This window comes from Streptomyces sp. NPDC050264 (genome assembly GCF_040655895.1).
Taxonomy (GTDB): Bacteria; Actinomycetota; Actinomycetes; order Streptomycetales; family Streptomycetaceae; genus Streptomyces.
The window spans coordinates 1-24211 of the sequence record NZ_JBFAKV010000037.1 but is presented as its reverse complement, the minus strand read 5'-3'; the positions used below and the strand labels follow the sequence as shown (position 1 = coordinate 24211).

The window sequence follows — 24211 nt, the reverse complement described above, 5'->3', positions numbered from 1 at the left end:
GCGCGGTGGGAGCCGGCGTCGCCGGGGTCAGGCCGGGATGGCCTCGATGATCGAGAGGGGCGCGCTGGTGGGGACGGCCCGGGTGACCTGGAAACCGGCCTTGGCGAACAGCTCGGTGTACTCGGCGAGGGTGCGGTCCTGGGCGCCGAGCATCAGCATCAGCCAGAGGTCGATGGTGTGGCCGAGGTGCTTCTCGTTCTTCTCGGGCAGCACGTACTCGATGACGAGCAGCTTGCCGCCGGGGGCGATCGCCTCGCGCGCGTTGCGCAGGGCGGTGATCGCGTCCTCCTCGGAGAAGTCGTGGATGATGTGCTTGAACACGTAGGCGTTCCCGCCGGTCGGCAGCTTGTCGAGATAGCCGCCGTGTTCGATCGTGTACCGGTCCGCGACACCGGCCTCTTCGAAGAGCGCGGGCGTGTCCACCGTCGCGACCTCGGAGTCGAACAGCACCCCCTTGGTGTCCGGCGCCTGCTGCAGGATGCCGGCGAGCAGGTTGCCGCGCCCGGCGATGACGTCCACCACCGTCTGGAACTGCGAGAAGTCGTAGGCGGCCAGGATCGGTCCGGTCTCCGACACGGAGAGGTCGCCGAAGGCCTTGAAGAACACGGCCGCGAACTCGGGGTTGGCGTGGAAGAAGTCCAGCGCCCCCATGCCGCGCAGCTTCGGCAGGTTGGGCTCGCCGGTCTCCACCGTGGTGAGCAGGTGCCCCCACTCCTCCCACAGGGTCGGGTGGTTCATGAGCAGCGCGAAGCCGCGCATCGAACCGTCGACGTCCTCACGGAGCTTGTCGGACAGCGCCGTGTGCTCGTAGCGGCCGTCGGGCGCCACCGCGAACACGCCGTGGCCGGCCAGCGCCCGCAGAATCCGGTGGGTCGCCCTGGGGTCCGCACCGACCCGCGCCGCGATGTCCTCGGCGGACAGCGGCCCGTCGGCGAGGACGTCCGCGATGCCGAGCTTCGCCACGACGGAAAGGGCCTGGGTGATCACAGCGCCCTGAATGAGATTCAGCAGCGCATACGAGTCGGACTGATCGTGAGCCTCGGGCTGTACGGACATGTCTTTCCTTTCGGAGCACCCTTTTCGCGGATTCCAGACGATAGGTCCGCGCTTCCGGGGCCCGCAACTGTGGAATTACCGGAATTTTGCCATGCCTGTTCAACCGGTGAAGTTGAGCAGTTGAACAGGGATTTTCGACTCGTATTCCACCGGAATTCCGGCCCGCCTTGTCACGTTGTTCCGGCCACGGCGTGATCAGCGTCGCCGCGGGCGGGCGCGTCCTGGTCGAGCGCGGCTGGGGCCGCCCGCCGATCACGCATCCGCCGGTATCCCAAGGAGGCCCCCGTTGCGGCACGACCCCTCGACCCCAGTGGATTTCTGGTTCGACCCGACCTGCCCGTGGGCCTGGCTGACCTCGCGCTGGATCCTGGAGGTCGCGGACCGGCGCCCGCTGGCGGTGCGCTGGCACCTGATGAGCCTGACCGTGCTCAACGAGGGCCGCGCCGACCTGCCCGAACGCTGGCACCGCGACCTCGCCGTACGGCTGGAGCCGGTACGCGTCTGCGCCGCCGCCGAGCAGGAGTACGGGAACGAGGTGCTGGGCCGGCTCTACACCGAACTCGGCACCCGCTTCCACCTGGAGAAGGCGCCCAAGGAACGCAGGACCTACGCCGCGGCGCTGACCGCCGCGGGGCTCGACCCGGGCCTGGCCGAGGCCGCCGGGTCCACCGCGTTCGACGCGGCGGTGCGCGCCTCGCACGACGACGGCGTCGGCCGCGTCGGAACCGACGTGGGCACCCCGGTCGTCGCGGTGGGGGACGTGGCGTTCTTCGGCCCCGTGGTGACGCCGGCCCCGCACGGCGAGGCGGCCGTCCGACTCTGGGACGGGGTGCTCGCCGTGGCGGGGACCGACGGATTCTTCGAACTCAAGCGGACCCGGACCCGGGATCCGATCTTCGACTGAGCCCGCGGGTCAGCGCGCCGCCGCCACGGGTGCGGTCCAGTTGTCGCTCAGCCAGCTCCGCAGCGACACGAGGTTCGGCCTGGTGCGGCGGAGTTCGGCGAGGTCGGCCCGGTAGCCGTCGCGCTCGAACCAGTCGAACATGTTGGCCAGGTCCGGGCGGGCCGCGCGCAGCGGCTCGATGGGCAACTGCTGGAAGCGGACCGGGACTCCGCCGGCGGCTTCGAACGCCGCCGCCATCTGCGGGCCGGTCAGGCAGTCACCGGCGATCTCCACGACGCCGCCCAGCCAGGCCCCGGGGTTCTCGAACGCGTCCGCGGCGAAGACACCGATGTCGCCGGTCGCGATGAGCTGCACCGGTGTCCCGGGGTCGAGCCACATGGCCAGGACGAGCTCCCCGTCCACCGGCCGGGGGGCGATGTCGAGCAGGATGTCGTGGAACATGACGGGCCGCAGCACGGTGGTGGGCAGTTCGAGGGTGCGCAGGTACCGCTCGACGCGGTTCTTGCTCTCGAAGTGCGGCACGCGCGTGTCGCGGTCCGCGCCGCCGACGGAGCTGTACACGAAGTGCCGTACCCCGGCCCGGACGGCGGCGTCGGCGACGGCCCGGCCCTGCCGCTCCTCCGCCTCCACTCCGCCGGGGCCGCGGAAGGTCTGCACGCTGAACACGCCGTGGACGCCGTGCATCGCGGCGTCCAGCGAGGCCTCGTCGTCCAGGTCGCCGCGTACGAGGACCGCGCCCGCCTCCTGCAGCTCCAGGGCCGCCTCCTTGCCCGGGTCGCGCACCAGGGCGTGCACGGTGTGGCCGCGGCGCAGCAGTTCGCGGGCGGCTGCCCCGCCTTGGCGGCCGGTGCCGCCCAGCACCAGGATCGTTCCTTCAATCGCCACTGTGTCTCTCCATGTCCTGTACCCGCCGGAACCTGGCCCGGCCTTGACGGTCAGTTGTGACGGCCCGTGCGGCCGTGGCCCGCTCGGGGATCAGGCGGCGGGCGCCGCGCCGTGCCGCAGCAGCGAGTTGACGAGGTCGACGAGCTCGCGGGCGGTGGTGATCTCCAGGGCCTCGTCGTCGCAGAGCGCGACGCCGTAGTCCCGCTCGATGCGGCCGTGGGCCTCCAGCAGGGCGACGGAGTCGTAGCCCAGTTCCTCGAAGGAGAGGTCGGCCGCCCTCTCGAGCGGCTGCGTCGCCTCGCCCGCGCACTCCCGCAGGATGTCCTGGAGGTCGCCGATGGTGATCTGTTGCAAGGACCTGCCTCTTTTCTGGGTCGGACCGACCCGCGCTACCACGGGACGGGGCCCTCGTCCGCCAGGCATTGGCCCGACGGGCCGCTGTCGTCCAGGAGGGCGAGCCGGACCACGATGCCGGCGCCCTCGGCCGGTGTGCGGGGGCCGCGGTGGTGGTTGATGTCCGTGGCCACCACCCCGGGGAGGGCGGCGTTGACCTTGATCGGGGTGGTGCGCAGCTCTTTCGCGTACGCGAGGGTGAGGGCGTTCAGGGCGGTCTTGGAGGTCTGATAGGCGATCATGTTGACGCCGGCCAGCGGGGACTGCGGGTCGCTGTGCAGCGCGAGCGAGCCCACGTGGCTGGACAGGTTGACGATGCGGCCGGCCGGGGCGCGGCGCAGCAGCGGCAGCATGGCGCAGGTCACGGTGACCACGCCGAGGACGTTGGTCTCGTAGACCTCGCGCAGGTCGGCGGCGGTCGCCTCGCTGGGGGCGCCGGTGAACGAGCCCGCGACTCCGGCGTTGTTCACCAGGATGTCCAGTCGCCCGTAGCGCTGTTCGACGGTGCGGGCGGCCTCGGCCACCGAGTCCTCGTCGCGCACGTCCAGCCGCACCGGTGTCGCGGCGATGCCGTCGGCCGCCAGCGCGTCGGCGGCCTGCTTGCCGAGCACCTCGTCGCGCGCACCGAGCACGACGACGATCCCCCGCTCACCGAGCTGTCGCGCCGCGGCGAGTCCGATGCCCTTGTTGGCACCCGTGATGAGCGCGATCTTCTCGACCGTCACATCCATTTCCTTTCCTGGTGGAGGCGTCCCGGTGGAGGCGTCCTTGTGGAGCGTCCTGATGTGATTTTCGAGCCTCTCGTACGCGTGAATTCGCGCTCAAGTTTTCACCACCGCGTTCAAGCACAGTGCATCCGCGGTTGAACGCTCCACCAGCGCTCGAGAATTCGTATTCATTGCGCCGTGACATTGTGCTGAGTAGCTTCACGATGGCCAACTATTGCCGCAGCGCAGAGGGCCTGGATAAATGAAAAGAACTGACGTCATGGTGGTCGGCGCGGGGCCGGTCGGGCTGATGCTGGCCGGTGAACTGCGCCTCGGTGGGGCGGACGTGGTCGTCTGCGAGCGGACGCCGCGGCCCAGCGGGGAGTCCCGCGCCCTGGGCTTCAACCGGCGCGCCGCGGAGTCGCTGGGACAGCGCGGACTACTGCCCCGCCTGGGCGAGATCCGGTGGGGCCCGATGGGGCACTTCGGCGGGGTCCGCTTCGACCTCGGGATGCTCGACGAGGACCACAGCGGCGTGCTGGGGCTCTCCCAGGCCAGGACCGAGGAGGCGCTGGCCGGCTGGCTCGCCGATCTCGGTGTCCCGGTGCTGCGCGGTCACGAGGTCACCGCACTGCACGAGACCCCCGAGGGTGTGGTCGTCTCGCTCACCGACGCCGACGGCGGTACGCGCACGAGGGAGGCCGCGTACGTGGCCGGCTGTGACGGCGCCGGCAGCACGGTGCGCGCGCTGGCCGGTGTTCCGGTCTCCGGCTGGGAGCCCACCCGCGGCATGTACACCGCCGAGATCACCGGTGTCGCCCTGCGTCCGCGGCCGATCGGCGAACGCCTACCGGGCGGCCGCATGGTGGTGTGCACCCCGGTGGGCAAGGGCCGCTACCGGGTCGTCGTGCACGATCCGTCACTGCCCGCGCGTCCGGACCCGGCGACCCTGACCTTCGCCGATGTCGCCGCGGCGTGGCAGCGGCTCACGGGTGAGTCGATCGACGACGCGCAGCCCCAGTGGTGGTGGGCCTGCGGCAACTCCGCCGCGCTCGCCGACGAGTACCGCCGCGGCCGGGTGCTCCTGGTGGGCGACGCCGCCCACGAGATCCCGCCGCTGGCGGCCTGGGGTCTGAGCGCCGGACTGCAGGACGCGGTGAACCTCGGCTGGAAGCTGGCCGCCACGGTCACCGGCCGCGCCCCCGAGGGCCTGCTCGACACCTATCACGCCGAACGCCACCCGGTGGGGCGGGAGTTGATCCGCAACGCGCGCGCGGCGTCGAAGGTCTACCTCGGCGACGACGCGATGGACCCGGTCCGCGAGGTGATGGGCGAGCTGCTGGCCCACAAGGACGCCGCCGAGCAGGTGGCCGGGATCGTGAGCGGTCTCGGCATCCGGTACGAGGTGGGCAAGGGCGACCACCCGCTGCTGGGCCTGCGCATGCCCCCCGAGCGCGAACTCACCCTCGCCGACGGCACCCGCACGAGCGTCGCCGGCCTCCTGCACACCGGACACGGACTGCTCATCACCACCGGCCCAACCCCCTCTCTCCCCCACCGGCTCCCCGCCCACCTCGACCACATCACCGCCACCTGGACCACACCCACCGAACCCGCACTCGACGCCGTCCTCATCCGCCCCGACGGCTACATCGCCTGGACCTCCCCCGGCACCACCGACGACCTCACCCACGCAATCAACCGCTGGTTCGGCACCGCACAACGGCCCCCGTCCGGCGGGCCGGTCGCCGTCTGCGGCCTCGACCGATGAGGAGTACACACATGAGCAGGGATGTCATCGTCGTCGGCGCGGGCCCGGTCGGGCTGATGACGGCGGGCGAACTCGCGCTGGGCGGGGCGGACGTCGTCGTGTACGAACGGCTGCCGTCGCCCCCGCGGGAGTCACGCGGCGCGAGCTTCACCAAGCGCACCGCCGAGTGTTTCGCGATGCGGGGACTGCTCGGCCGGCTCGGGGCGACCGAACCCGCCGACAGCCACTTCGGCGGCGTACCGATCGATCTGCGGATGCTGGCGGAGGACCACTACGGGCACCGGGGCGTCTCCCAGTTCCGCACGGAGCGGATGCTGGAGGAGTGGGTGGCCGGGCTCGGCGTGCCGGTGCTGCGCGGTTACGAGGTGACCGGCTTCGAGGAGACCTCCGACGGCGTCGCGGTCGCCGCGACGGGCCCGGACGGTCCGCTCACCGAGCACGCCGGCTACCTGGTGGGCTGTGACGGGGGCCGCAGCACGGTCCGCAAGCTGGCCGGGATCGGCTTTCCCGGCTCCGAGGGACGGCGCGGCTTCTTGACCGCCGACGTCACCGGGATCGACACCCGTAAGCGGCGCATCGGCGAGAACCTGCCGGGCGGCAGCATGGTCATGGCGATGGACCTGGAGAACGGCGTGACCAGGGTCGTCGTCCACGAGGCCGGGACGCCGCCACGTGACCGGGCAACACTCACCTACGACGACCTCGCCGACGCCTGGCAACGGCTCACCGGTGAGTCCATCCACCACGGACAGTGCCGCTGGATCAGCTGCTTCACCGATGCCTCACGCGCCGCGGCCGCCTACCGCCGCGGCCGCGTGTTCCTGGCCGGTGACGCCGCGCACGTGCAGCCTCCCGCCATGGCGCAGGGGTTGAGCGTGGGCGTGCAGGACGCGGTGAACCTCGGCTGGAAGCTGGCCGCCACGGTCACCGGCCGCGCCCCCGAGGGCCTGCTCGACACCTACCACGCCGAACGCCACCCGGTCGGGCAGCAGTTGGCCCGCAACGCCCGGGCCGCCATCGAACTGCGGCTCACCGGCGAGGACATGGACCCGGTCCGCGAGGTGATGGGCGAACTGCTGGCCCACAAGGACGCCGCGGGATACCTGGCCGGCATGCTGAGCAACCTCGGCATCCGGTACGAGGTGAGCAAGGGCGACCACCCGCTGCTGGGCCTGCGCATGCCACCCGAGCAGGAACTCACCCTCGCCGACGGCACCCGCACGAGCGTCGCCGGCCTCCTGCACACCGGACACGGACTGCTCATCACCACCGGCGCCACCCCCCGGCTCCCGCATCAACTCCCCGCCCACCTCGACCACATCACCGCCACCTGGACCACACCCACCGAACCCGCACTCGACGCCGTCCTCATCCGCCCCGACGGCTACGTCGCCTGGACCTCCCCCGGCACCACCGACGACCTCACCCACGCGATCGACCGCTGGTTCGGCACCGCACAACGGCCCTAGGGTCTGTCTTCGAACTCCCCTCTGCCCGGCGACGTTCGGCACGCACTCTCGCCGCACCGAACGCCGCCGGGCCGCCCTCCGGGCGACGAGGAGAGGTTGAAGGCAGACCCTAGGCGCTCTCGACCGGGGGTCCGGGACCCCCGGCCAGACTGCCCCTACCTGTCGCGGCGCCGCGCGTCGGCGCCGTGCGGCCTTTTCGACCCCAACCATGAAGGAACTGGTGGAATGGCTGGCACCGAGCGGGATCAGGCGAGTGAAAAGCCGCATGTGGTCATCGTCGGAGGTGGTGTCGCGGGACTGTCCGCGGCGTTCCATCTGCGCAACGAGCCGGTGCGGGTGACGGTCCTGGAGGGATCGTCCAGGACCGGCGGCAAGCTGTCCGTCTCCGAGGTGGCGGGCGTGCCCGTCGACGAGGGCGCCGAGTCGCTCTACGCCAACCGCCGCAAGACGACGGGGCTGATCAAGGACGCCGGGCTCGGCGACCGGATCATGTCGGCGGGGGTGACGGCGTCGGCGATCTGGACGCGCGGCGAGATCCGTCGCCAGCCCGACCGGCAGTTCATGGGCGTGCCCTGTGACATGGACGACCTGGGCCGGTCCGGGGTGCTGTCCGCGGCGGGTCTGGACCGGGCCCGCCAGGATCTCGTCCTGCCGTCGTCCGACCGCGCCGGGGACGTCTCGGTCGCACAGTACGTCGGCGGCCGGTTCGGCCAGGAGGTCGTGGACCGCCTCGTCGACCCCTTCCTCGCCGGTGTGTTCTCCGGCCGTGCCGAAGACCTGTCGTTCGAGGCGACACTGACCCCGCTGGCCAGGTCGTCGGCCCGGCACGTGTCGCTCGCCGACGCGGCGGGCGCGCTGGTGCCGCACCTCCCCGAGGGCGCGGCGCCGCCGTCGGTGAGCGTGGCGACGCTGGCGGGCGGGTTCGGCTCGCTGCCCCCCGTCCTCGTCCGGGAGGTGCTGGCCGCGGCGCCGGACGCCACCGTGCGCACCGACGCCCCCGTCAGCGGGCTCGCCCGCGGCGCGAACGGCTGGCGGGTGACCGTGGGTTCGGGCGCCGCCGCCGAGGAGATCGACGCGGACGCCGTCGTCGTGGCCGTCCCCGCGGGCCCCGCGGCCCGGTTGCTCGACGGCGTCGCCGGTACCGGCTCCGCGGTCTCCGCGCTCACCGACGTCCCGTACTCCAGTGTGGCGATGGTGACCCTCGCCTATCCGCGTACGGCCTTCCCCGGCGGTCTCTCCGGTCGCGGCTACGCCGCCTACCGGGTGCCGGCGGTGGAGGGGAAGGCGGTCAAGGAGGTCACGTTCACCACCGTGAAGTGGCCGCACCTGGCCGGCGAGGTGGACATCGTCCGCTGCTCGCTCGGGCGGCTGGGCGAGGAGCACCTGCTGCAGCGCGACGACGCCGACCTGGTGGCCCTGGCCACCGCGGAACTGGCCGACGCGACCGGCGTGAGCGGCCCTCCCGTGGCGACCCGGGTGAGCCGCTGGGCCGACGCCCTGCCGCAGTACACCGTGGGGCACCTGGCGCGGGTCGAAACGATCCGCGGGGCGGTGGCGGAGCAGCCGGGCCTCGCCGTGTGCGGAGCGCTGTACGAGGGTGTCGGCGTGGGCGTCTGCATGGCCACCGCGCGCAAGGCCGCCGACCAGGTGCTCGGCTGGCTGGCGTCGCAGTCCGGGGCGCGGACGGTCCCGGCCGGGGTCTGAGAGCCTCGGAACGACAACGAGAAGTGGCCGTGCCCGGTGGGGCACGGCCACTTCTCGTCGGTCCGGGTTCGTGCGGAGAGCGGCTGTCAGCGGTCCAGCAGCGCGGTGAAGACGTCCGCCAGGGCCCGTTCCGCGTCCTCGGTGGTGCCGGTGCTGCGCCAGGCGACGTGCTGGTCGGGACGGATCAGCAGCGCGCCGGCGTCGGTGATCTCCCGGACGGCCTGCCAGCCGCCGTCCTCGTCGGCGTACTCGCCGCCCGCACCGATGACGGCGACCGTCAGGGGAACGGAGAACTTCTCCGCGACCCGTGCCGCCGCCTCGCTCCAGGCCGCGCCCCGCGGGCCGGTGATGAGCGTGAAGCCGGTCCTGCCGGTGAGGTCCTGGGTCGACAGGCGCTCCTCGCCCCGCGTGATCCAGGCGTGCGGCAGCCGGTGTCCGGGGCGGGTCGTGGGCCGGTGCACGTTGCGCATGGGGACGCGGGCCGGCCGTTCGGTGCCGTCCGCGACGACGGCTCCCGCCTCGTAGGCGAAGCCGACCTCCATGTCGAGGGCCTGGCAGCCGCCGCGGTGGGTGTGGAACATCTCCAGGGCGCGGGCCCGCACGGTGTCACCGAGCGGGGACGGGTCGAAGTACGCCTTCATGCGCTGTCCGCGGCGGCCGGCGGGGATGTTGTGGCCGATTCCGATGGCGTCCATGAGCGCCTGGTGGTGGCCCGCGGCCGAGGTCGCCCAGTCGACGTTCTCCCGTCCCACCGGCCGGCGTTCGGCCTCGTAGGTGTCGATCAGGCTGTCGGGGGCGAGGCCGCCGAGCACCGCGCCGAGCTTCCAGGCGAGGTTGTGGGCGTCCTGGATACCGGTGTTGAGGCCGAGGCCGACGGCCGGGGGCTGGCGGTGCGCGGCGTCGCCGGCGATCAGCACCCGTCCGACCCGGTAGCGGTCGGCGAGATGGGCGTGCACGATCCAGTCCGTGACCTTGTGCACGGTCACGTCCAGGTCGGGCAGGTCGAGCAGTTCGCGGATACGGGGGACGACGCTCTCCGCGTCCCAGCGTCCGGGCGGGCCGGGGGCGAAGTGCAGGCCCCACTGCTCGCAGTCCTTGCCCCAGCTCGGGCCCATCTCGATCAGGTTGCTGGAGAGGTCGGGGTCGAGCGGGCTGAGGAAGTGCGTGATGAGCGTGCCCTCCTCCCACCACTGCGACAGGTCGGCCGAGAAGTACGCGGTGGTGGTGTTGACCAGCCCGGGCGGCCCCTCCAGCTGGATTCCGACCGCGGGGCCGACCATGCGGCCGCCGTCGGCACCGATGAGGTACTGCGTCTTCACGGTGGTGAGTTCGCCGGTGTCGCGGTTGCGTATCTCGGCGAGGACGTGGTCGCCCTCGTCGGTGAACCCGGTGAGTTCGTGGTGGAAGAGGATCCGCCCGGGGCTGCGCTCCTGCGCGTGCCGGCGCAGGATCGGCTCCAGCCACATCTGCGGCAGCTTGGCGGGCAGGATCGGTGAGACGGCCTGGTAGCTCTCGCGCAGCTCCCCGCCGCCGAAGGCGTCCATCTCGTGGATCAGCCGCCGGTCCATGGGTCCGTCGCCCGCGAGCGTGGTCTGCCAGCGCACCTTGCCGAACAGCTCCAGCGGCGCCGCCTCCGCGAAGATGTCGTCGGCGATGCCGTGTTGGCGGAAGATCTCCATCGACCGCTGGTTGAGATAGTGCGCCTTCGGAATCCTCGACGTGTCCGGGTGTCGCTCCACCAGCAGGTGGTCGACGCCCTGGTCGGCCAGGAAGACGGAGGCGGACAGACCGCATCCGCCGCCGCCCACGATCAGGACCGGAACCTCCATGGCTCCCATATTCGCCCCTCCAGAATTGACAGATGCCGTGCCGGTCGCAGCCTGTCAAAGCGCTCTTGCGCACCGGTCGAGGACGACTGGACCTTGCCGTGGCGGCTCGCCTCGGGCGAGCCAGGATCCGTCGCGCATCAGGGTGCGCCCCGCCAGCTCGTTCGACTCGCGCCAGGCCTGGGTGCGGCGCGGCAGGATCCTGAAGTACTGGTAGGGCGCGTCGGTTTCGAGCCGCGGGTCGAAGCCCGTTCTGGCGGCGAACTCCTCGGCGGTCTTCTCGCCGAGCTCGGTCACGTCCACGGGCTGGGCGTCGCCGTCGATGATCACGACGTCGCGGGTGGGGCCGACCCCGAGGCGCACGCGGCTGTCGGCGAGCAGATTGCGTCCGGTGACGGAGGTCCGCGGTGTCGAGACGACGACGGCGGTCCCGTCCCAGAGGTAGGAGAGCGGAACCAGGTGGACGCCGCCCTGGGCGCCGGACGTGGCGACCCACAGATCGACGTCGTTCTCCAGCCTCGCGCGCGTGTCGCGCAGCCGCTCGTCCAGCCCGCGCGGCGGCATCTTCGTCATGCTTCCTCCAGCACTGTCACACGGTCCCCGTCCGGGGCGTCTCGGGTCGTTCGGTGGTCTGCGCCCGCCGCCGCCGTCACGGCGGTCATGGCCTGGACGGCCTCGCGCACGCTGAACATGTCGTGGTCGCGGTGGGCCACGAAGCGCACCCGGCCGTCCGGCAGGGGCAGGACCCGTACGCCGTGGTCGGCGAGGCGGGCGGCACACTCGGCCGGGTCCAGGGCGTGAACGCGCGCCATGACCATGTTGGTCGGCCGCGGCGGACGCAGCACCCGTACGCCGGGCACGGTCGCGAGGCCGGCGGCGAGGGCCGCGGCGGTCCGGTGGTCGGCCGCCAGGTCGGGCAGGCGGTCCAGGGCGATCAGCGCGGGCGCCGCGATGATCCCCGCCTGGTGCATGGAGCCGCCCAGCCAGGTGCGCAACTCGCGTGCCCAGGAGACGAAGCGGCGGGTTCCGCACAGCATGCCGCCGATCGGCGCGCCGAGCCCCTTGGACAGGGAGAACGCCACGCTGTCGGCGGGCGCAGCGAGTTCGGCGCAGGTCGTCCCCTGGGCCACGGCCGCGTTCGCCAGGCGTGCGCCGTCGAGGTGCAGGTGGGCGCCGTGGTGGTGGGCGAGGGCGGCGACGGAGCGCGTCGCGTCGGCGTCCAGGGCGGTGCCGCCGCGCATCATGCAGGTGTTCTCCAGGCAGACGACGGCCGGCCCGTGCCCCGGCTCGCGGAGCAGCGCGTCGAGGGCCTCGAGGTCGGGCAGTCCGTCCTCGCGCTGCTCCACGGGCACCAGGTCGGCCGCGCCGAAGCGGCGCAGCCCGTCCGCTTCGAGGAACGCCATGTGGGTGTCCGCGCCGACGAGCACCCGCGGCGGCGGTGAGCCCGGCGGGCCGGCCGCGGCGAGCGGGGCGAGCAGGTTGGCCATCGTGGTCGTGGGGGTCAGCAGCGCGGCCTCGGTGCCGAGCAGCCGGGCCACCCGCTCCTCCAGCCGGCGGACCGTGGGGTCGTCCTCGTAGACGTCGTCGCCGACGTGGGCCCGGGCCATGGCCGCGCGCATCCGCGTGTCGGGCACGGTACGGGTGTCGCTGCGGAAGTCGAGCCGGGCGCCGGGGCGCGGCCTCACCCCAGCACCTCGGCGCTGCGGGCGAGGCGCAGTCCGCGGTCGAGTTCGGCGAGCAGCCGCAGGAACGGCTCCCGTCCGAGGTGCGGTCCGGCGCTGCCGAGCAGTCGGAGGTCGTAGCCGTCCGGGTGCTGCCACCAGGCGTCGCAGGCTCCGAACTCGGCGCTGACGTAGCCGAGATGGACCGGCCGGCCGTCGAGGTCGCGCACCTCGCCGGTGGCCGGGTGCTTGTCACGGGCGGGCGGGAAGGCGAGGCGGCCGCCGCCGGTGCGCTGGGCCGTCAGGCGCAGTTCGCCGCCGGTGGGCGAGGTGTAGACGACGTCCAGTTCACGGACGGCGACGCCGTCGCCGAACGTCGCGGCGCTCTCGGCGCGGAAGGCTCCGGCGGTGACCGGCACACCGGTTCCGGTCAGGAAGCCGGCGACCTCGTCCGAGGGGATCCAGTCGCCCTCGTGCTCGCGTCCGCGCCGCTGGAAGGCGAAGACACCGGTGGGTACCGCGACCGGGCCGGCCGGGTAGCGGGCCCAGTAGCTCAGTTCGCTGAACGGGGTGGCGAGCACGCGGGGCGGCGCCGTGGGCACGGCGGGCCGCAGCGCGGCGAACAGGCCGACGATCTCCTCGTCGGTGAACTCGCCCTGGAGTACCGATAGTTCGACCGTCGTACGTGCCATGCGGGCACTGGCCGCCCGGTGCCCCAGGTAGTCGGTGCCCAGCCAGACCACCCCGTCCTCGCCGATCGGGAAGGGCCGGGTGTCGCTGCCCCACAGGCAGGGGTGGTCCGCGGCGGGGAAGGCCCAGTCGTACAGGAACTGCTTGAGGCGCAGCCTTCGTGCTCCGCCACTGATCTCGGTGCGGCAGCAGGCGGGGTTGGCGTCGCTCCACGGGGTGCGGCCCCGGACCTCGACCCGGCCGGGGGGCGCTTCCCTGCGCAGGGTCGCGGCGCTGGTGTCGCATCCCGCGGGCAGCCGGGTGGGCCGCCACACCACGAAGTTGCACGCGTCCTGCGCGCGCGCCTCGTCGACCGTGGGGGGAACCGGGTCAAGCCGGTCCGCGCCGTCCAGGGTCTGCCAGCGCCACCTGGGGACGGAAGAAGTGCTCACCATGGCTCCTCGGATCGGTTCTCAGGTCCGCCAGATGGTTCAGCCAGGCGGAGGCGGAAGCAAGGAACATCCATTCGCCGACGCCGAGTTCGGCACGGAGTTCCGGTGGCGGCGCCGGTACGCCGAAGGGGGCACCGAGCCCGTCGGCGAGTGCGGCCAGCTGCTTGACGTAGTCGGGGTCGGTGGGCGTGGGGAACCCCTGTTTGCGGCGGTCCCGCACCGATGCGGGCAGCAGGTCGCCGAGCGCGCTCTTCAGCAGGGCCTTGTGGCTGCCGCCCGCGCCGGTGTCCTTGAGGTGCTCGGGGCAGCGGAAGGCCAGTTCCGCGAGGGCGACGTCCTGGAAGACGGGCCGGTCCTCCAGGGTGAAGGTCGACGAGGTGGCGTCCACCATGTCGTTGACGTAGACCAGGAACCGGCGCAGGAGGTGGTGTCTGCCGCGTTTGAGCGGCGAGGCCGTCTTCAGGTTCCGGTACTCCTCCATGGTGCGTTCCCACACCTGGTCGGTCACGGCCGTCATGTCGACGTCGAGCTGTCCGGCCAGCCACGTGGTGAGCCGGGCCCACACCGGGCGTTCGTCGGCGTGCAGCTGGTGGGTCAGGTAGTGGCGGCCGTGGATGTACGTGGGTGCGTAGGGGTCGACGACGGGGAAGTACCGGCCGGCCTGATAGCCCCACAGCTCGTCGGCGCCGTGCCCCGAGTAGACGACCACGTTCCCGTCGGCGGCGATGGTCCGGTACAGGTGGTGCATGGCGAGTTCCGCGCCGTGCAGCAGCGGCCGCATGAGCCGGGTGGGCAGGACCGGCACCAGGTCGGCGGCGGTGTGGCTGTCCAGGTGGCAGACGGTCAGCGGGGTGCCCAGGCGCTCGGCGACCTCGGTCGCGTGCGCCACGTCCTCGCCCGAGCCGCCGATGCCGTCCTGGTAGCGCAGTACGTATCCGTCGAGCGGCACGCCGCGGGCGGTGAGGGCCGCCACGACGGCCGTGCTGTCGACGCCGCCGCTGAGGACGGCGGCCCGGGGGACGTCGGAGACGGCACGCTCGGCGACCGCGTGGTCGAAGGCGGCTCTGATCTCCTCCGGTCCGACCGGGTCGTCGACCGATCCGGGTTTCCAGTAGCGGTGGGTGCTCGTGTGCCCCGCGTCGACGACGAGGTACTCGGCGGGTTGCAGGGACCGGACGCCGCGCAGCCAGGTGCGGTCGTCGGCCGCGTCCATCCGGATCCAGGAGCGCAGCACGAACTCCGCCGGGTCCACCTCGGGGGTGACGAGGCCGGTGCGCAGCAGCACGCCCGCTTCCGAGGCGAACAGGAGCCCGCCGTCGGTGAAGGCGTAGACGAGCGGTTTGACGCCGAAGTGGTCGCGGGCGAGCACGACCCGGCCGGTGGCGGTGTCGTGCCAGGCGAGGGCGAACATGCCGGACAGCGGCCGCAGCGCGGTCGCGGGGTCGGGCGCGCGGCAGACTTCCTGGAGGACGAACTCGGTGTCGCAGGTGGTGCGGCGCGGCCACAGCGGCGGCGCGGGCGAACGCGAGCCGTAGACCTCGCCGTTGTGCACGAGGGTGACGCGGCCCGAAGGGTCGCTCATCGGCTGGTCTCCGGCGTCGGTGCGGTCGCGCACGGCCAGCCGGGTCGCGCAGAGCATGACGGTGCCGCAGTCCGAGACGTAGGGGGCGCACGCGCCCTCGCCGCGGTGGGCCATGGCGGCGGTCATCGTGCGGCCCAGCGCCGCCAGCCGGCCGGGGTCGCGCCGCCCGTCGAGGCTGATGAAGCCCGCTATCCCGCACACGCGGCACGCTCCGGTTCCCGCCAGATCCGCCACAGCTGGGCCAGCGCGTCGGCGAAGACGTGCTCGATGCCGTGGTGGCCGCCGTCGTGTTCCTGGTAGCTGTGCGGGATGTCGTGCGCGTCGAGGGTGGCGTGCAGGGCCCGTACTCCCCAGTGCATGCCGTATTCGTCGCGGCGGCCGACGCCCAGGTGCAGGAGGCCCAGTTCGCGCAGCCGGCCGGCGTGGGCGGGGGCCGTGCGTACGGGGTCATGGGTGAGCCAGCGTTGCCAGACGTCGTCCCGGAACCGGCCGGTGAGCGGGTCGCAGGGCAGCGCGTCGGCGGGCGTGATGTGCGGGGTGTCGGCGTAGCACATGCCCATCGCGATGATGCTCATCGCGACCATGAACGGGGCGTCGTGCGGGCCGCTGTCCCGGCGTGCGAGCAGGGCGTCGACGCCGCCCGCGGCCCGGACGGTGTCGAGGGTGGCGGGCAGCAGGGGCAGGTAGCAGTGCTCGAAGCCCGCGTCGGGCGAGCAGGCGATGACCGCCGCGAACAGCGGTGAGGTCATTCCGGCGACGAGCGCTCCGTAACCGCCGCTGGATTTCCCGCCGATGGCCCGCCAGGCGGCCTCGGGCCGGGTCGCGAACCGCCGGTCCACTTCCCCGACGATCTCGGCCAGGTAGCCGGCGTAGTCGCCGGAGGCGGCGGAGTCCACGTACTGCGAGCCGCCGTAGGCGGTGGTGCAGTCGGGCACGACGAGCAGCGCGGGCGGTATGCGGCCGTCCGTCATCGCCCGGCGCAGCCGGTCGGCCACCGATCCGCCGAAGGCGAGCGAGCGGTTGCCGAGGCTGGGGTGGGCGCCGAATCCGGGCAGCCAGTAGACGACGGGGAAGCGGCGCACGCCGTCGTAGCCCGGCGGCAGATGGACCTCGATCTGGCGGCGGTGCGGATCGCCGAGGGGGTTGTCGCGCAGGCGGGCGCTGACGTGGTGGAGCACGACCGGTTCGCTCACGGGGTGTCCGCCTCCCGCAGGGTGCGCTCGACGTGGCGCGTGTAGAAGGACGGGTGGTGGAAGACCGCGGAGAGCAGCAGGCCGTTGCTGGCCCACAGGGCGAAGGAGCTGCCGAACAGCAGGTCGCCGTCGAGCAGTGCCTGAAGCGTGCTCGCCGCCGTCTCGGTCCAGCTCTCCCCGCCGGTGAGGTGCCGGCGTGCCGGTCCGGGGCCGAGCCGGGTGACGCGGTCGGTCACCGGGTCGAGCAGGAAGGACGTCTCGCCCTCGCCGTCCTCGTACAGGGAGATGACGTGGCGTCCGGCGCCGTCGTCCAGCGCCCGGTACCAGTAGTCGGTGGCGACCACCCGGTCCAGCAGGTCGCGCAGCAGCTCCTCGCCCGCGCGGGTCTGGCTGCCCCACCGGTCGACGGTGGGGTCGAAGGGCGGCACCGGCGTGTCCGGGTCGAGGGTCACCTCCGCGTAGACCTCGTCGAAGTCGTAGGCGGCGGGCGCGACGGGGCCGTCGGCCGGCGCGGCCTTGCCGTCCGCGATCTCGATGACCTGGCCGGGCCCCCACACCAGGCCGTCCCGGCCCAGTTCGCCGAGGCGCCGCAGGGCTTGTGTCGGGGTGAGGGGGAACATGGTCCGGTTGCACCAGGAGTAGTCGGGTGCGCCGTCGCCGCTCACCCGCCAGCCGAACGAGGAGGGGATCGTCAATGCCGCGGGGATCGCCCGGACGTACCGGTCGAAGGTGGCGAGCGCGCGGCCGCGGACCGCGTCCGGGTCGGTCACGGGGCGGCGTTCGGTGAGCACGCCGGGCGGCGAGACGCTGTGCGCCGGGATCAGCACGGCGTCGGGCCGGGGCGCGTCGTCGCGGCCGAACGCGGCCACGGTCTCCTCGTGCAGGAGCGCGTCCCCGCACAGCATGACGGCGGCGTCCGCCGTCTCCACGAGGACGCTCATCTCGGGGAAGGGGACGGCCGAGGGATAGGTCCGCAGCCGTGCCCCGCCCAGCGTGACGGTGTCGCCGGGCGTGACCGGGTGCAGGCGCTCGAAGCCCAGGCGCCGCAGTGTCCAGGCGATGGCCTGGTGGCCCAGGCCGGAGGCGGTCAGCCGCGGCGGCACGGGCCCCGCCGGGTAGATGCAGGTGACGCCGGCGCTCCGGCGCGGGCTGTCGTCGAAGTCGACGTCCGCGCCGTCCACCAGGCGCGCCAGCGAGGGGAAGTGGTGGTGGTCGAAGTGGTGGTGGCTCAGGACGACGTAGTCCACGCCCTCGTCGAGCACGGTGCGGACCAGGTCGTCGGGGAGCGGCGGGTGGTGCTCCCAGAAGCGGTCGAGGCGCTGGGTGAGCCACGGGTCGAACAGGATGCGTTCGGTGCCCGTCTCGACGAGGACGGCGGCGTGTCCGAGGGACGTCAGGCGCATCACACGCTCGTCTCGTACACGCAGCGGAAGCCGATCTCGTTGTGCCGGTCGGTGATGAGGTCCTTGCCCCGGTAGAACGTGGTGAGGCAGGTCGGCGGCGAGGTCCAGGTGCCGCCGCGCAGCACGTGGAAGGCGTCCTTGCGGTTCATGAAGTCCAGTGGCCGGCGTCCCTTGAAGAAGGGGTCCATGTCCTCGCCGGTGTAGAAGTTGGTCCGCGTCAACTCCCATACGTTGCCGGACATCTGGAGTGCTCCGTAGGGGCTGGCGCCGTGCGGGAGGGCGTCCGCGGGCAGCACCGGGTGGGCCGGGTTCTCCCCTTGGGAGACCGTCACCAGCAGCGCTTCCAGGGAGTCCAGGTCGCTCACGGACTCCCCGAAGGACCGCTCGACGTAGTTGACCCGCTCGGGGTCCCATTCCTCGCCCCACGGGTAACGGCGTCCGTCCACTCCGCGGGCGGCCTTCTCCCACTGGACCTCGCTGGGCAGCGCGCCCCCGGCCCAGTTGGCGAAGGCGTAGGCGTCGTACCAGTCGAGTCCGACGACGGGGAGGCCGGGTGCGTTGAAGCGCGCGTCGTGCCAGTGGGAGGGGCGGTGCGAGCGCTCCTCGGGCTGGTCGATGTGGTCGAACTCGCCGCCGTCGCCGACCTCGTCGAGGAATTCGCGGTAGCGCGCGTTGGTCACGGTGGTCCGGTCGATCAGGAACCCGGGGACGTCCAGGGCGCGCAGCGTGCTGTCGTCCTGCGCCATGCGGAAGGCGTCGGGTTCGGCGTGCGCGCCGATGATCGCCGGGCCGCCGGGGACCAGGACGACGTCGGTGGTGCGGCGGGGGCGCTTGCGTGCGGCGTCGATGCGCGCACGCATGTCGCAGAAGTACTCGTCCTCCAGCCGGCGCAGCTCGGCGGGGTCGCGGGAGCCGAACACGGCGAGGAGGGCCCGCTTGGTGAGCGCCGCGCCGCAGCCGACGGGCTTGCGGGCCCACTCGGGGCGGGTGAAGTTGCTGGGCCAGCCGGAGATGCGGATGAGGTCGGGTACGGCCGCGGCGATCCGGTACTCCGTGATCACCTTGAGCGCGGTGAACGCGACCCAGTCGACGGTGTCGTGCGTGGCGGCGGCGACCGCGGTGTCGGCGTCCGGGTCGCCCGCGTGGTGCGCGGCCAGCAGCCGCACGGCGCCGGCCCGCACCGGCCATTCGGGATGCGCGGTGGCGACGAAGGCGAGCAGCGGCACGCCGTCCGCCGGGGTCCCCTTCTCCTTCGCGAGGGACAGAACATGCTCCACGGACGCCCAGTAGCGGTCGTCGGTGGAGTCGTCGATCGCCAGCATGTCGGCGGGCATGTCGACGAGGTGCGAAACGCGATTTCCTACCATCTCAACCTCTCTCGGGACGACGTGCCGCCCGTACGGAAATGAATTCCGTACGGGCGGCGGCTTCGCGGTCAGAGGATTACCACTTGCTGGTCTCCTCGTCCGCGTCACGGGTGTCCATGAAGGTTCCGTCGCTCATTTCCCCTCCCTCCGCCGCTGTCGATGAGCGCGGCCGGGCGGCCACATGACCCGGAAGAATACGCAGGGCGGGGAATCCGCGGCAACGATGCCGTTCCGGCTAGGTTCACGAAGTGAGTGCCGAAAAGAAGCCGGCGAGAAGCCGATGAGAAAGGGAGGGAAAAATGGTTGACATGGATTCCCGCGGCATACAGGAGCACGGATTCGTGCGGCTCCCGGGGCTGGCGGCCGAAGAGACCCTCGCCGGGCTGCGGCGCGCGGTGGGCCGGCTGGAGGAGCTCGCCCGTGGCCGTACCGTCTCGGACGACGACTTCATCTTCGAGGCGGCCGGTGTCGGCGGCTGGACGGCCTGGCAGCAGGGCGAGAAGCCGCTGCCGGGTGTGCTGCGGTCGGCCAACCGCATCCACGTGCACGTCCCCGGGTTCGAGGCCGCGCAGCGGGCGCTGCGGCTGGCGGGCGGGCCGGTCGCGGCGGCCGTCGGCGCCCCGGGCACCCTGATCAACTCCTTCCTGTGGGCCAAGCCGCCCGTGGTGGGCTCGGCGAAGCCCTGGCACCAGGACATGGCCTTCGCGCCGCCCGGCTTCGACACGCGCGAGCACGGCATCGTGACGGTGTGGATCGCGCTGGAGCGGGCCGGCGCCCACAACGGGTGCCTGGAGTTCCTTCCCGGCTCGCACCGGCTCGGGCTGCTGCCGCACGCCGGCGACCGCGAGCGGGTGCCGGGCCAGCCGCCGCTGCGCGACGCGGTCGAGCCGCATGTCGCGGACGAGCACCTGCCGCGCGCGCACGCCCCGGTCGCCGTCCCGCTGGAGGCCGGGTCGGCCGTCATGTTCGACGGCATGGTGCTGCACCGCTCGGCCCCGAACACGACGGCGGCCGCACCGCGCACCGCCGTCAGCTTCGTCTACCGGGTGCCGCGGCCGGCCTGGTCCCGGGAGCCGGCCGCCGCGCCGCGGTGACGTTCAACCGCGGCGCGGCAGCGGTCGAACGGCTCGCTCAGGCAGCGGCCCCCGGGTCGAGGGCGTAGAACGCGCTGCCGCCGAGGTACCGGATGGTGTTGAGATCGCGCTGCACGACCTCCTCGAGGTCGTGCAGCAGCGTCACCAGGACCGGATAGGTGAGGTCGTCGACCGTCCGCCGGATCTCCTGACCCGGTTTCACCAGGGTGGCCAGCGCGTGGAAGCCTTCGAGGCGCTCGATCTCCTCGATCCCCCGGTACTCGCTGAGCAGGCCCTGCACCGGGGAGACCAGGCCGGCGATGGCGCAGTGACGCCGGACCGCGTAGGGCGTGCCGGCCCGGGCGTGGAAGCGCTCCGGATCCAGATAGGCGTCGACGGTCCACTCCAGCTGGGACTCCCCGATACCGAGACCGGCGGCGGCCGGGATGCCCCCGCCGGCTATCCGGGCGCCGATCTCGACCAGCGAGGGGCCCGCGGGGGTCAGCCGGATCTCCACGTGCGCCGGGCCGTGCCGGATACCGAGCGCGTCCAGGACGCGGAAGGCGTAGTCCCGCAGGGGGCCGGTCTCCCGGCTGTCCGAGTCGATCAGGGACAGGGCGTCGCAGAGGTCCACGACCCCGTTGGCGCTGACGCGGCTGGTGCGCCAGACGTCGCACAGGTGGTGGCGGCCGTCCCGGCTGACGGTGTTCACCATGTACTCCGTGCCGGGCAGGTACTCCTGCGCCACCGCCCCTTGGCCGGTCTGCGAGAAGACATCGGGGGCGGTGGACAGGGCGTGCAGGGCGGCGGCCGACTCCTGCGGGGTGTCGCAGAAGAACACGCCCTGGCTGCCGGCGCTGCGCAGCGGCTTGACGACGACGCGGGCGCCGAGTTCGCGGTGCCACTCGGCGAGTTCCCGCGGGTTCGGGACCCGCAGTTGGCGCGCGGCGCGCAGGCCCGCCGCGCGCACCGTCTCGATCATGACGTGCTTGTCGCGCCGCGCGGTGCTCAGCTCCGTGCCGTTGCCCGGCAGTCCGAGCCGTTCGGCGAGCAGATCCGCGAACTCCACGCCCACCTCGCCGCCGGCGACGACGGCGAGCGGCGCATGGGCCGCGACCGCTTCGAGCGTGGCGGAAAGGTCGCCGTCGTGCACGATGTCGGCGATGAAAGCGGAACGGTCGAAGGGGACGGACCGGTACACGAACGGCACGTCTCGGGTACTTTGTACCCGCACAACCGAGCACCCTCGCTCACGGAATTTATCGACGAGTGATCCGACCGCGGCATAAGCATCGACCATGACGATGCACCGCTTGTCCCCAGTGGTTTCTGTCATATGTTCAAATATAGACATACCACTGCTCGCTGAAATGTGTTCATCTCTGAGATCCTCTGCCACTGGAGGAATCAGCGATGAAATTCTTGCCCCCCATATCCCGCTCGGCCAATTACACTCCCGCATTGCTGTTCGTCAATGCGTGCGGGAGTTTTCTGCTGCTCGTGAGCCTGTCCACGCACGTCGGGTCGGTCACCGGATCCGGGCTCCTGGCGGGCGCGGTGCTCAGCGCCCCCTGGCTGCCGGCGCTGCTGCTGGCCGGGCCGCTCAACAGACTGCTGGCCCGGCGCGCCCCCGAGCGACTCGTGCGGGTGGCGGAGGCCGCGAGTCTCCTGCTGACCCTCTCGGCGCTCGCGGTGCCGGGCGGCGCGCTGGCCACGGTCGCCACCTGCCTGGTCGTGGTGCGCGGGTTCTGCGAGACGGTCACCCGCTCCGCCACGTCGGTCGTGCTGCGCAACTCCGTCGCCCCCGGCCGCCTGGAGCGCGCCAACACCGTCGCCGAGATCGGCAAGTTGACCGGCCTCAGCCTCGGAGCCGCGCTGGCCGGACCGGCCGCGGCGGTGCTGCCGCTGCGCGGCCAGATCGCGGTGAACGCGGCCACCCTGGCCCTTTCGGCGCTGCTGGCCTGGGCGTTGCCCACCTCCCCCGCGGCGCGGAGCGACGCGCGCGAGGACGGCCCGCGGACCGCGGCCGCCGGCCGGCTGCACGTCGACGACCCGGCGCTGCGCCGCCTGTTCGCCCGGTTCCTCCTGGTCGCCTTCTGGCAGGGCTTCCACACCGTCGCCGTCACCGTGATCCCGCTCTCCGTACTGGGCGGCGGGACCCGGCTGGTGGGCCTCTTCGTGGCGATCTCCTCGGTGGCCATCTTCGCCGGATCGCTCGCCGCCCTGCCCGCCCAGCGCTACCTCGGCCGGGTGCCGTCGGCCGCGTGGGCGCTGCTTCCGATACCGCCCCTGCTGGCCGCGCTGCTGGCGGGCCGCGCCGCGCCGACGCTGGCGCTGTACGCGCTCTTCCTCGTCCTGTTCGAGCTGGCCTATGTGCACTTCAACAACCGGTTGCTGGCCCGGGCCTCGGCGGACGAACTCCCCTCGGTGGTGACGCTGCGCGCCACCTTGATGCCCTCCGCCGTGGCGGTGTCCATCCTGGTCCTGGGCGCGCTGTGCGACCTGGCCGGCGCGGTGGCCACCGCCTTCGTGGTCGCCACGGTGACCTGCCTGGTCACCGCCGCCACCGGCACGGCGGGGCACTCCTGGAGAAGATCCGTACGGCGCGCGTGATCAAGATGGCAGAGGTCGCTGCCGCCGGTGTCCGACCGCGAACACCCACCCCCCACCCTTGAGTCGAAGGAGATCCACTGTGCGGGTTCTCATCGTGCCGTTTCCGTGGAAGACCCACCTCTTCAACCTGGTGCCGCTCGCCTGGTCCCTGCAGACCGCGGGCCATGAGGTACGCGTGGCCGGCTGGCCCGACCTGATGGACGCCGTCACCGGGGCGGGGCTGACGGGCCTGGGTGTCGGTCCCGGCGAGAGTGCCCAGGTGCGCGAGGAGCGTGACCGGCGCAAGCCGGCTCCCCGCGCCGGGGCGGGACCGTCACCGCAGGACGGGCTCGACCCGCTCTTCAGGATCGGCCCCGATCGCGAGCGGCTGAGCTGGGAGCAGGCCAACCGGGTCTTCGACGACCTCGTGCTGCCGCAGGCCCGGCGGTCCAACGACTCGATGATGGACGAACTGGTCGCCTTCGCCCGCGAATGGCAGCCCGATCTGGTGCTGTGGGGCGCGAAGGCCTTCGCGGGCGCGATCGCCGCAGCGGCCGTCGGAGCGGCGCACGCCCGGGTGCTGTACTCGGTCGACGTCTACACCCGCATGCGGGAGGACTTCCTGCGTGCCCGGGCCCAGCAGCCGCCGCAGGAGCGCACCGACCGCCTGCGGGACTGGCTCGAGGGCTGGGCCTCCCGCTACGGCGTCGCGTTCGACGAGGAGCTGGTGAACGGCCAGTTCACCATCGACCCGCTGCCCGAGGCGTTCCGCCCCGACCCGCGGCCGACCACGCTGCCCATGCAGTTCGTGCCGTACAACGGGCCGGCCCTCGTGCCGCGCTGGCTGGCCGAGCCGCCGCGCGCGCCCCGGGTGCTGATGACCTTCGGCGACGCGGTCAACGACGGGCCCGTGCGGCACCTGCTGCCCGTCGAACGCATCCAGGAGATCCTCGACTCGGTGGCCGACCTCGACATCGAGCTGGTGCTGACCCTGCCGCCGCAGTCCCAGCGGCAACTGCGTCAGGTGCCCGCCAACACCCGCCTGGTGGATTCCGTGCCGCTGTCCGAGGTGCTGCCGACCTGCGCGGCCATGGTGCACCACGGCGGGACCTGGTCGTTCGGCTGCGCCCTGCGGTACGGCGTGCCCCAGTTGCTGGTCAGCCGGGCCTTCGACGTACCGCTGAAGCTGCGGTGCCTGGACCGGTCGGGAGCCGGCCTGTCCATGAAGCCCGGTGACGCGGACGGGCCGGCGGTCCGCGCCGCTCTGCTGCGGCTGCTCCAGGACGACGGCATCCGCGCGAACGCGCAGCGGCTGCGCCGGCAGGTGCTCGACATGCCCGCGCCCAACGAACTCGTGCGCACGCTGGAGGACTTGGTCACCGCGCACCGCGAGAACGCGGTGCCGTCACTGGTCTGACGCGGCGCGAAAGAGGGCCCCGCATGCCATGGCGCCTTGAGTCCGGCGGCCGCTGCCTGGGCGGACCGGGTGGCGGCCTGCAGGTCC

The 24211-nt window shown here is 72.6% G+C and carries 20 protein-coding genes; 7 read left to right on the top strand and 13 right to left on the bottom strand.

Translation table 11 applies throughout. The features are described from left to right. Positions 1-27 precede the first annotated feature (27 nt). Positions 28-1056 (bottom strand): methyltransferase, encoded by a 1029-nt coding sequence (locus tag AB0J02_RS39940; RefSeq protein WP_363198817.1) that lies wholly within the window; start codon positions 1054-1056, stop codon positions 28-30. 286 nt (positions 1057-1342) lie between these two features. Here AB0J02_RS39940 and AB0J02_RS39935 point away from each other — a divergent pair, with 286 nt between their 5' ends. After that, a complete protein-coding gene (locus AB0J02_RS39935; protein WP_363198816.1) occupies positions 1343-1960 on the top strand; it encodes a DsbA family protein in 618 nt (205 codons plus the stop codon). Between the two features lie 9 nt (positions 1961-1969). On the opposite strand, the gene AB0J02_RS39930 is transcribed toward AB0J02_RS39935, so the two are convergent. The 3 genes from AB0J02_RS39930 to AB0J02_RS39920 form a co-directional block, all read right to left on the bottom strand. Further along, complete coding sequence (locus AB0J02_RS39930) at positions 1970-2845, bottom strand: NmrA/HSCARG family protein (protein WP_363198815.1); 876 nt, start codon at positions 2843-2845, stop codon at positions 1970-1972. A gap of 90 nt (positions 2846-2935) precedes the next feature. Continuing rightward, positions 2936-3199, bottom strand: a complete 264-nt coding sequence (locus AB0J02_RS39925; RefSeq protein WP_363198814.1) for an acyl carrier protein — start codon at positions 3197-3199, stop codon at positions 2936-2938. A gap of 35 nt (positions 3200-3234) precedes the next feature. Beyond that, positions 3235-3969, bottom strand: coding sequence for an SDR family oxidoreductase (locus tag AB0J02_RS39920; RefSeq protein WP_363198813.1), 735 nt, complete (start codon positions 3967-3969; stop codon positions 3235-3237). A gap of 238 nt (positions 3970-4207) precedes the next feature. Between AB0J02_RS39920 and AB0J02_RS39915 the strand changes: the two genes are divergently transcribed. From AB0J02_RS39915 to hemG, 3 genes are all read left to right on the top strand, one after another. Further along, positions 4208-5716 (top strand): FAD-dependent monooxygenase, encoded by a 1509-nt coding sequence (locus AB0J02_RS39915; RefSeq protein ID WP_363198812.1) that lies wholly within the window; start codon positions 4208-4210, stop codon positions 5714-5716. 11 nt (positions 5717-5727) lie between these two features. Beyond that, complete coding sequence (locus AB0J02_RS39910) at positions 5728-7185, top strand: FAD-dependent monooxygenase (protein ID WP_363198811.1); 1458 nt, start codon at positions 5728-5730, stop codon at positions 7183-7185. A gap of 225 nt (positions 7186-7410) precedes the next feature. Then, on the top strand, positions 7411-8889 hold the full coding sequence (hemG, locus tag AB0J02_RS39905) for a protoporphyrinogen oxidase (RefSeq protein WP_363198810.1): 1479 nt from the start codon (positions 7411-7413) through the stop codon (positions 8887-8889). 86 nt (positions 8890-8975) lie between these two features. On the opposite strand, the gene AB0J02_RS39900 is transcribed toward hemG, so the two are convergent. From AB0J02_RS39900 to AB0J02_RS39865, 8 genes are read right to left on the bottom strand one after another with little or no spacing between them, the layout of a single operon-like run. Continuing rightward, positions 8976-10718 (bottom strand): FAD-dependent monooxygenase, encoded by a 1743-nt coding sequence (locus AB0J02_RS39900; protein WP_363198809.1) that lies wholly within the window; start codon positions 10716-10718, stop codon positions 8976-8978. 54 nt (positions 10719-10772) lie between these two features. Beyond that, the gene (locus AB0J02_RS39895) at positions 10773-11288 is read right to left on the bottom strand and encodes a pyridoxamine 5'-phosphate oxidase family protein (protein ID WP_363198808.1); all 516 of its coding nucleotides are present in this window, start codon (positions 11286-11288) and stop codon (positions 10773-10775) included. Further along, complete coding sequence (locus AB0J02_RS39890) at positions 11285-12400, bottom strand: threonine aldolase family protein (RefSeq protein WP_363198807.1); 1116 nt, start codon at positions 12398-12400, stop codon at positions 11285-11287. Before AB0J02_RS39890 ends, AB0J02_RS39895 begins: the two co-directional genes overlap by 4 nt. Continuing rightward, positions 12397-13500 (bottom strand): hypothetical protein, encoded by a 1104-nt coding sequence (locus tag AB0J02_RS39885; RefSeq protein ID WP_363198806.1) that lies wholly within the window; start codon positions 13498-13500, stop codon positions 12397-12399. The genes AB0J02_RS39890 and AB0J02_RS39885 overlap by 4 nt, the downstream gene beginning before the upstream one ends. After that, on the bottom strand, positions 13436-15280 hold the full coding sequence (locus AB0J02_RS39880) for an asparagine synthetase B (protein ID WP_363198805.1): 1845 nt from the start codon (positions 15278-15280) through the stop codon (positions 13436-13438). Before AB0J02_RS39880 ends, AB0J02_RS39885 begins: the two co-directional genes overlap by 65 nt. Then, a complete protein-coding gene (locus tag AB0J02_RS39875; RefSeq protein WP_363198804.1) occupies positions 15268-16272 on the bottom strand; it encodes an alpha/beta hydrolase-fold protein in 1005 nt (334 codons plus the stop codon). Before AB0J02_RS39875 ends, AB0J02_RS39880 begins: the two co-directional genes overlap by 13 nt. Further along, the gene (locus AB0J02_RS39870; RefSeq protein ID WP_363198803.1) at positions 16269-17675 is read right to left on the bottom strand and encodes an MBL fold metallo-hydrolase; all 1407 of its coding nucleotides are present in this window, start codon (positions 17673-17675) and stop codon (positions 16269-16271) included. The genes AB0J02_RS39875 and AB0J02_RS39870 overlap by 4 nt, the downstream gene beginning before the upstream one ends. Continuing rightward, positions 17675-19009, bottom strand: a complete 1335-nt coding sequence (locus AB0J02_RS39865) for an SUMF1/EgtB/PvdO family nonheme iron enzyme (protein WP_363198802.1) — start codon at positions 19007-19009, stop codon at positions 17675-17677. The genes AB0J02_RS39870 and AB0J02_RS39865 overlap by 1 nt, the downstream gene beginning before the upstream one ends. A 332-nt stretch (positions 19010-19341) precedes the next feature. Between AB0J02_RS39865 and AB0J02_RS39860 the strand changes: the two genes are divergently transcribed. Next, entirely contained in the window at positions 19342-20136 is a 795-nt protein-coding gene (locus AB0J02_RS39860; protein WP_363198801.1) for a phytanoyl-CoA dioxygenase family protein, read from the top strand. A gap of 37 nt (positions 20137-20173) precedes the next feature. Here AB0J02_RS39860 and AB0J02_RS39855 read toward each other — a convergent pair whose 3' ends face one another. Next, entirely contained in the window at positions 20174-21451 is a 1278-nt protein-coding gene (locus AB0J02_RS39855; RefSeq protein ID WP_363198800.1) for an ATP-grasp domain-containing protein, read from the bottom strand. A gap of 125 nt (positions 21452-21576) precedes the next feature. Here AB0J02_RS39855 and AB0J02_RS39850 point away from each other — a divergent pair, with 125 nt between their 5' ends. After that, positions 21577-22728 carry an MFS transporter gene (locus AB0J02_RS39850; protein ID WP_363198799.1) on the top strand — a complete coding sequence of 384 codons (1152 nt, stop codon included), beginning with the start codon at positions 21577-21579 and terminating at the stop codon, positions 22726-22728. Between the two features lie 79 nt (positions 22729-22807). Beyond that, positions 22808-24124: an activator-dependent family glycosyltransferase gene (locus AB0J02_RS39845; RefSeq protein WP_363198798.1), complete on the top strand. Its 1317-nt coding sequence runs from the start codon at positions 22808-22810 to the stop codon at positions 24122-24124. The last annotated feature ends 87 nt before the right edge of the window (positions 24125-24211 follow it).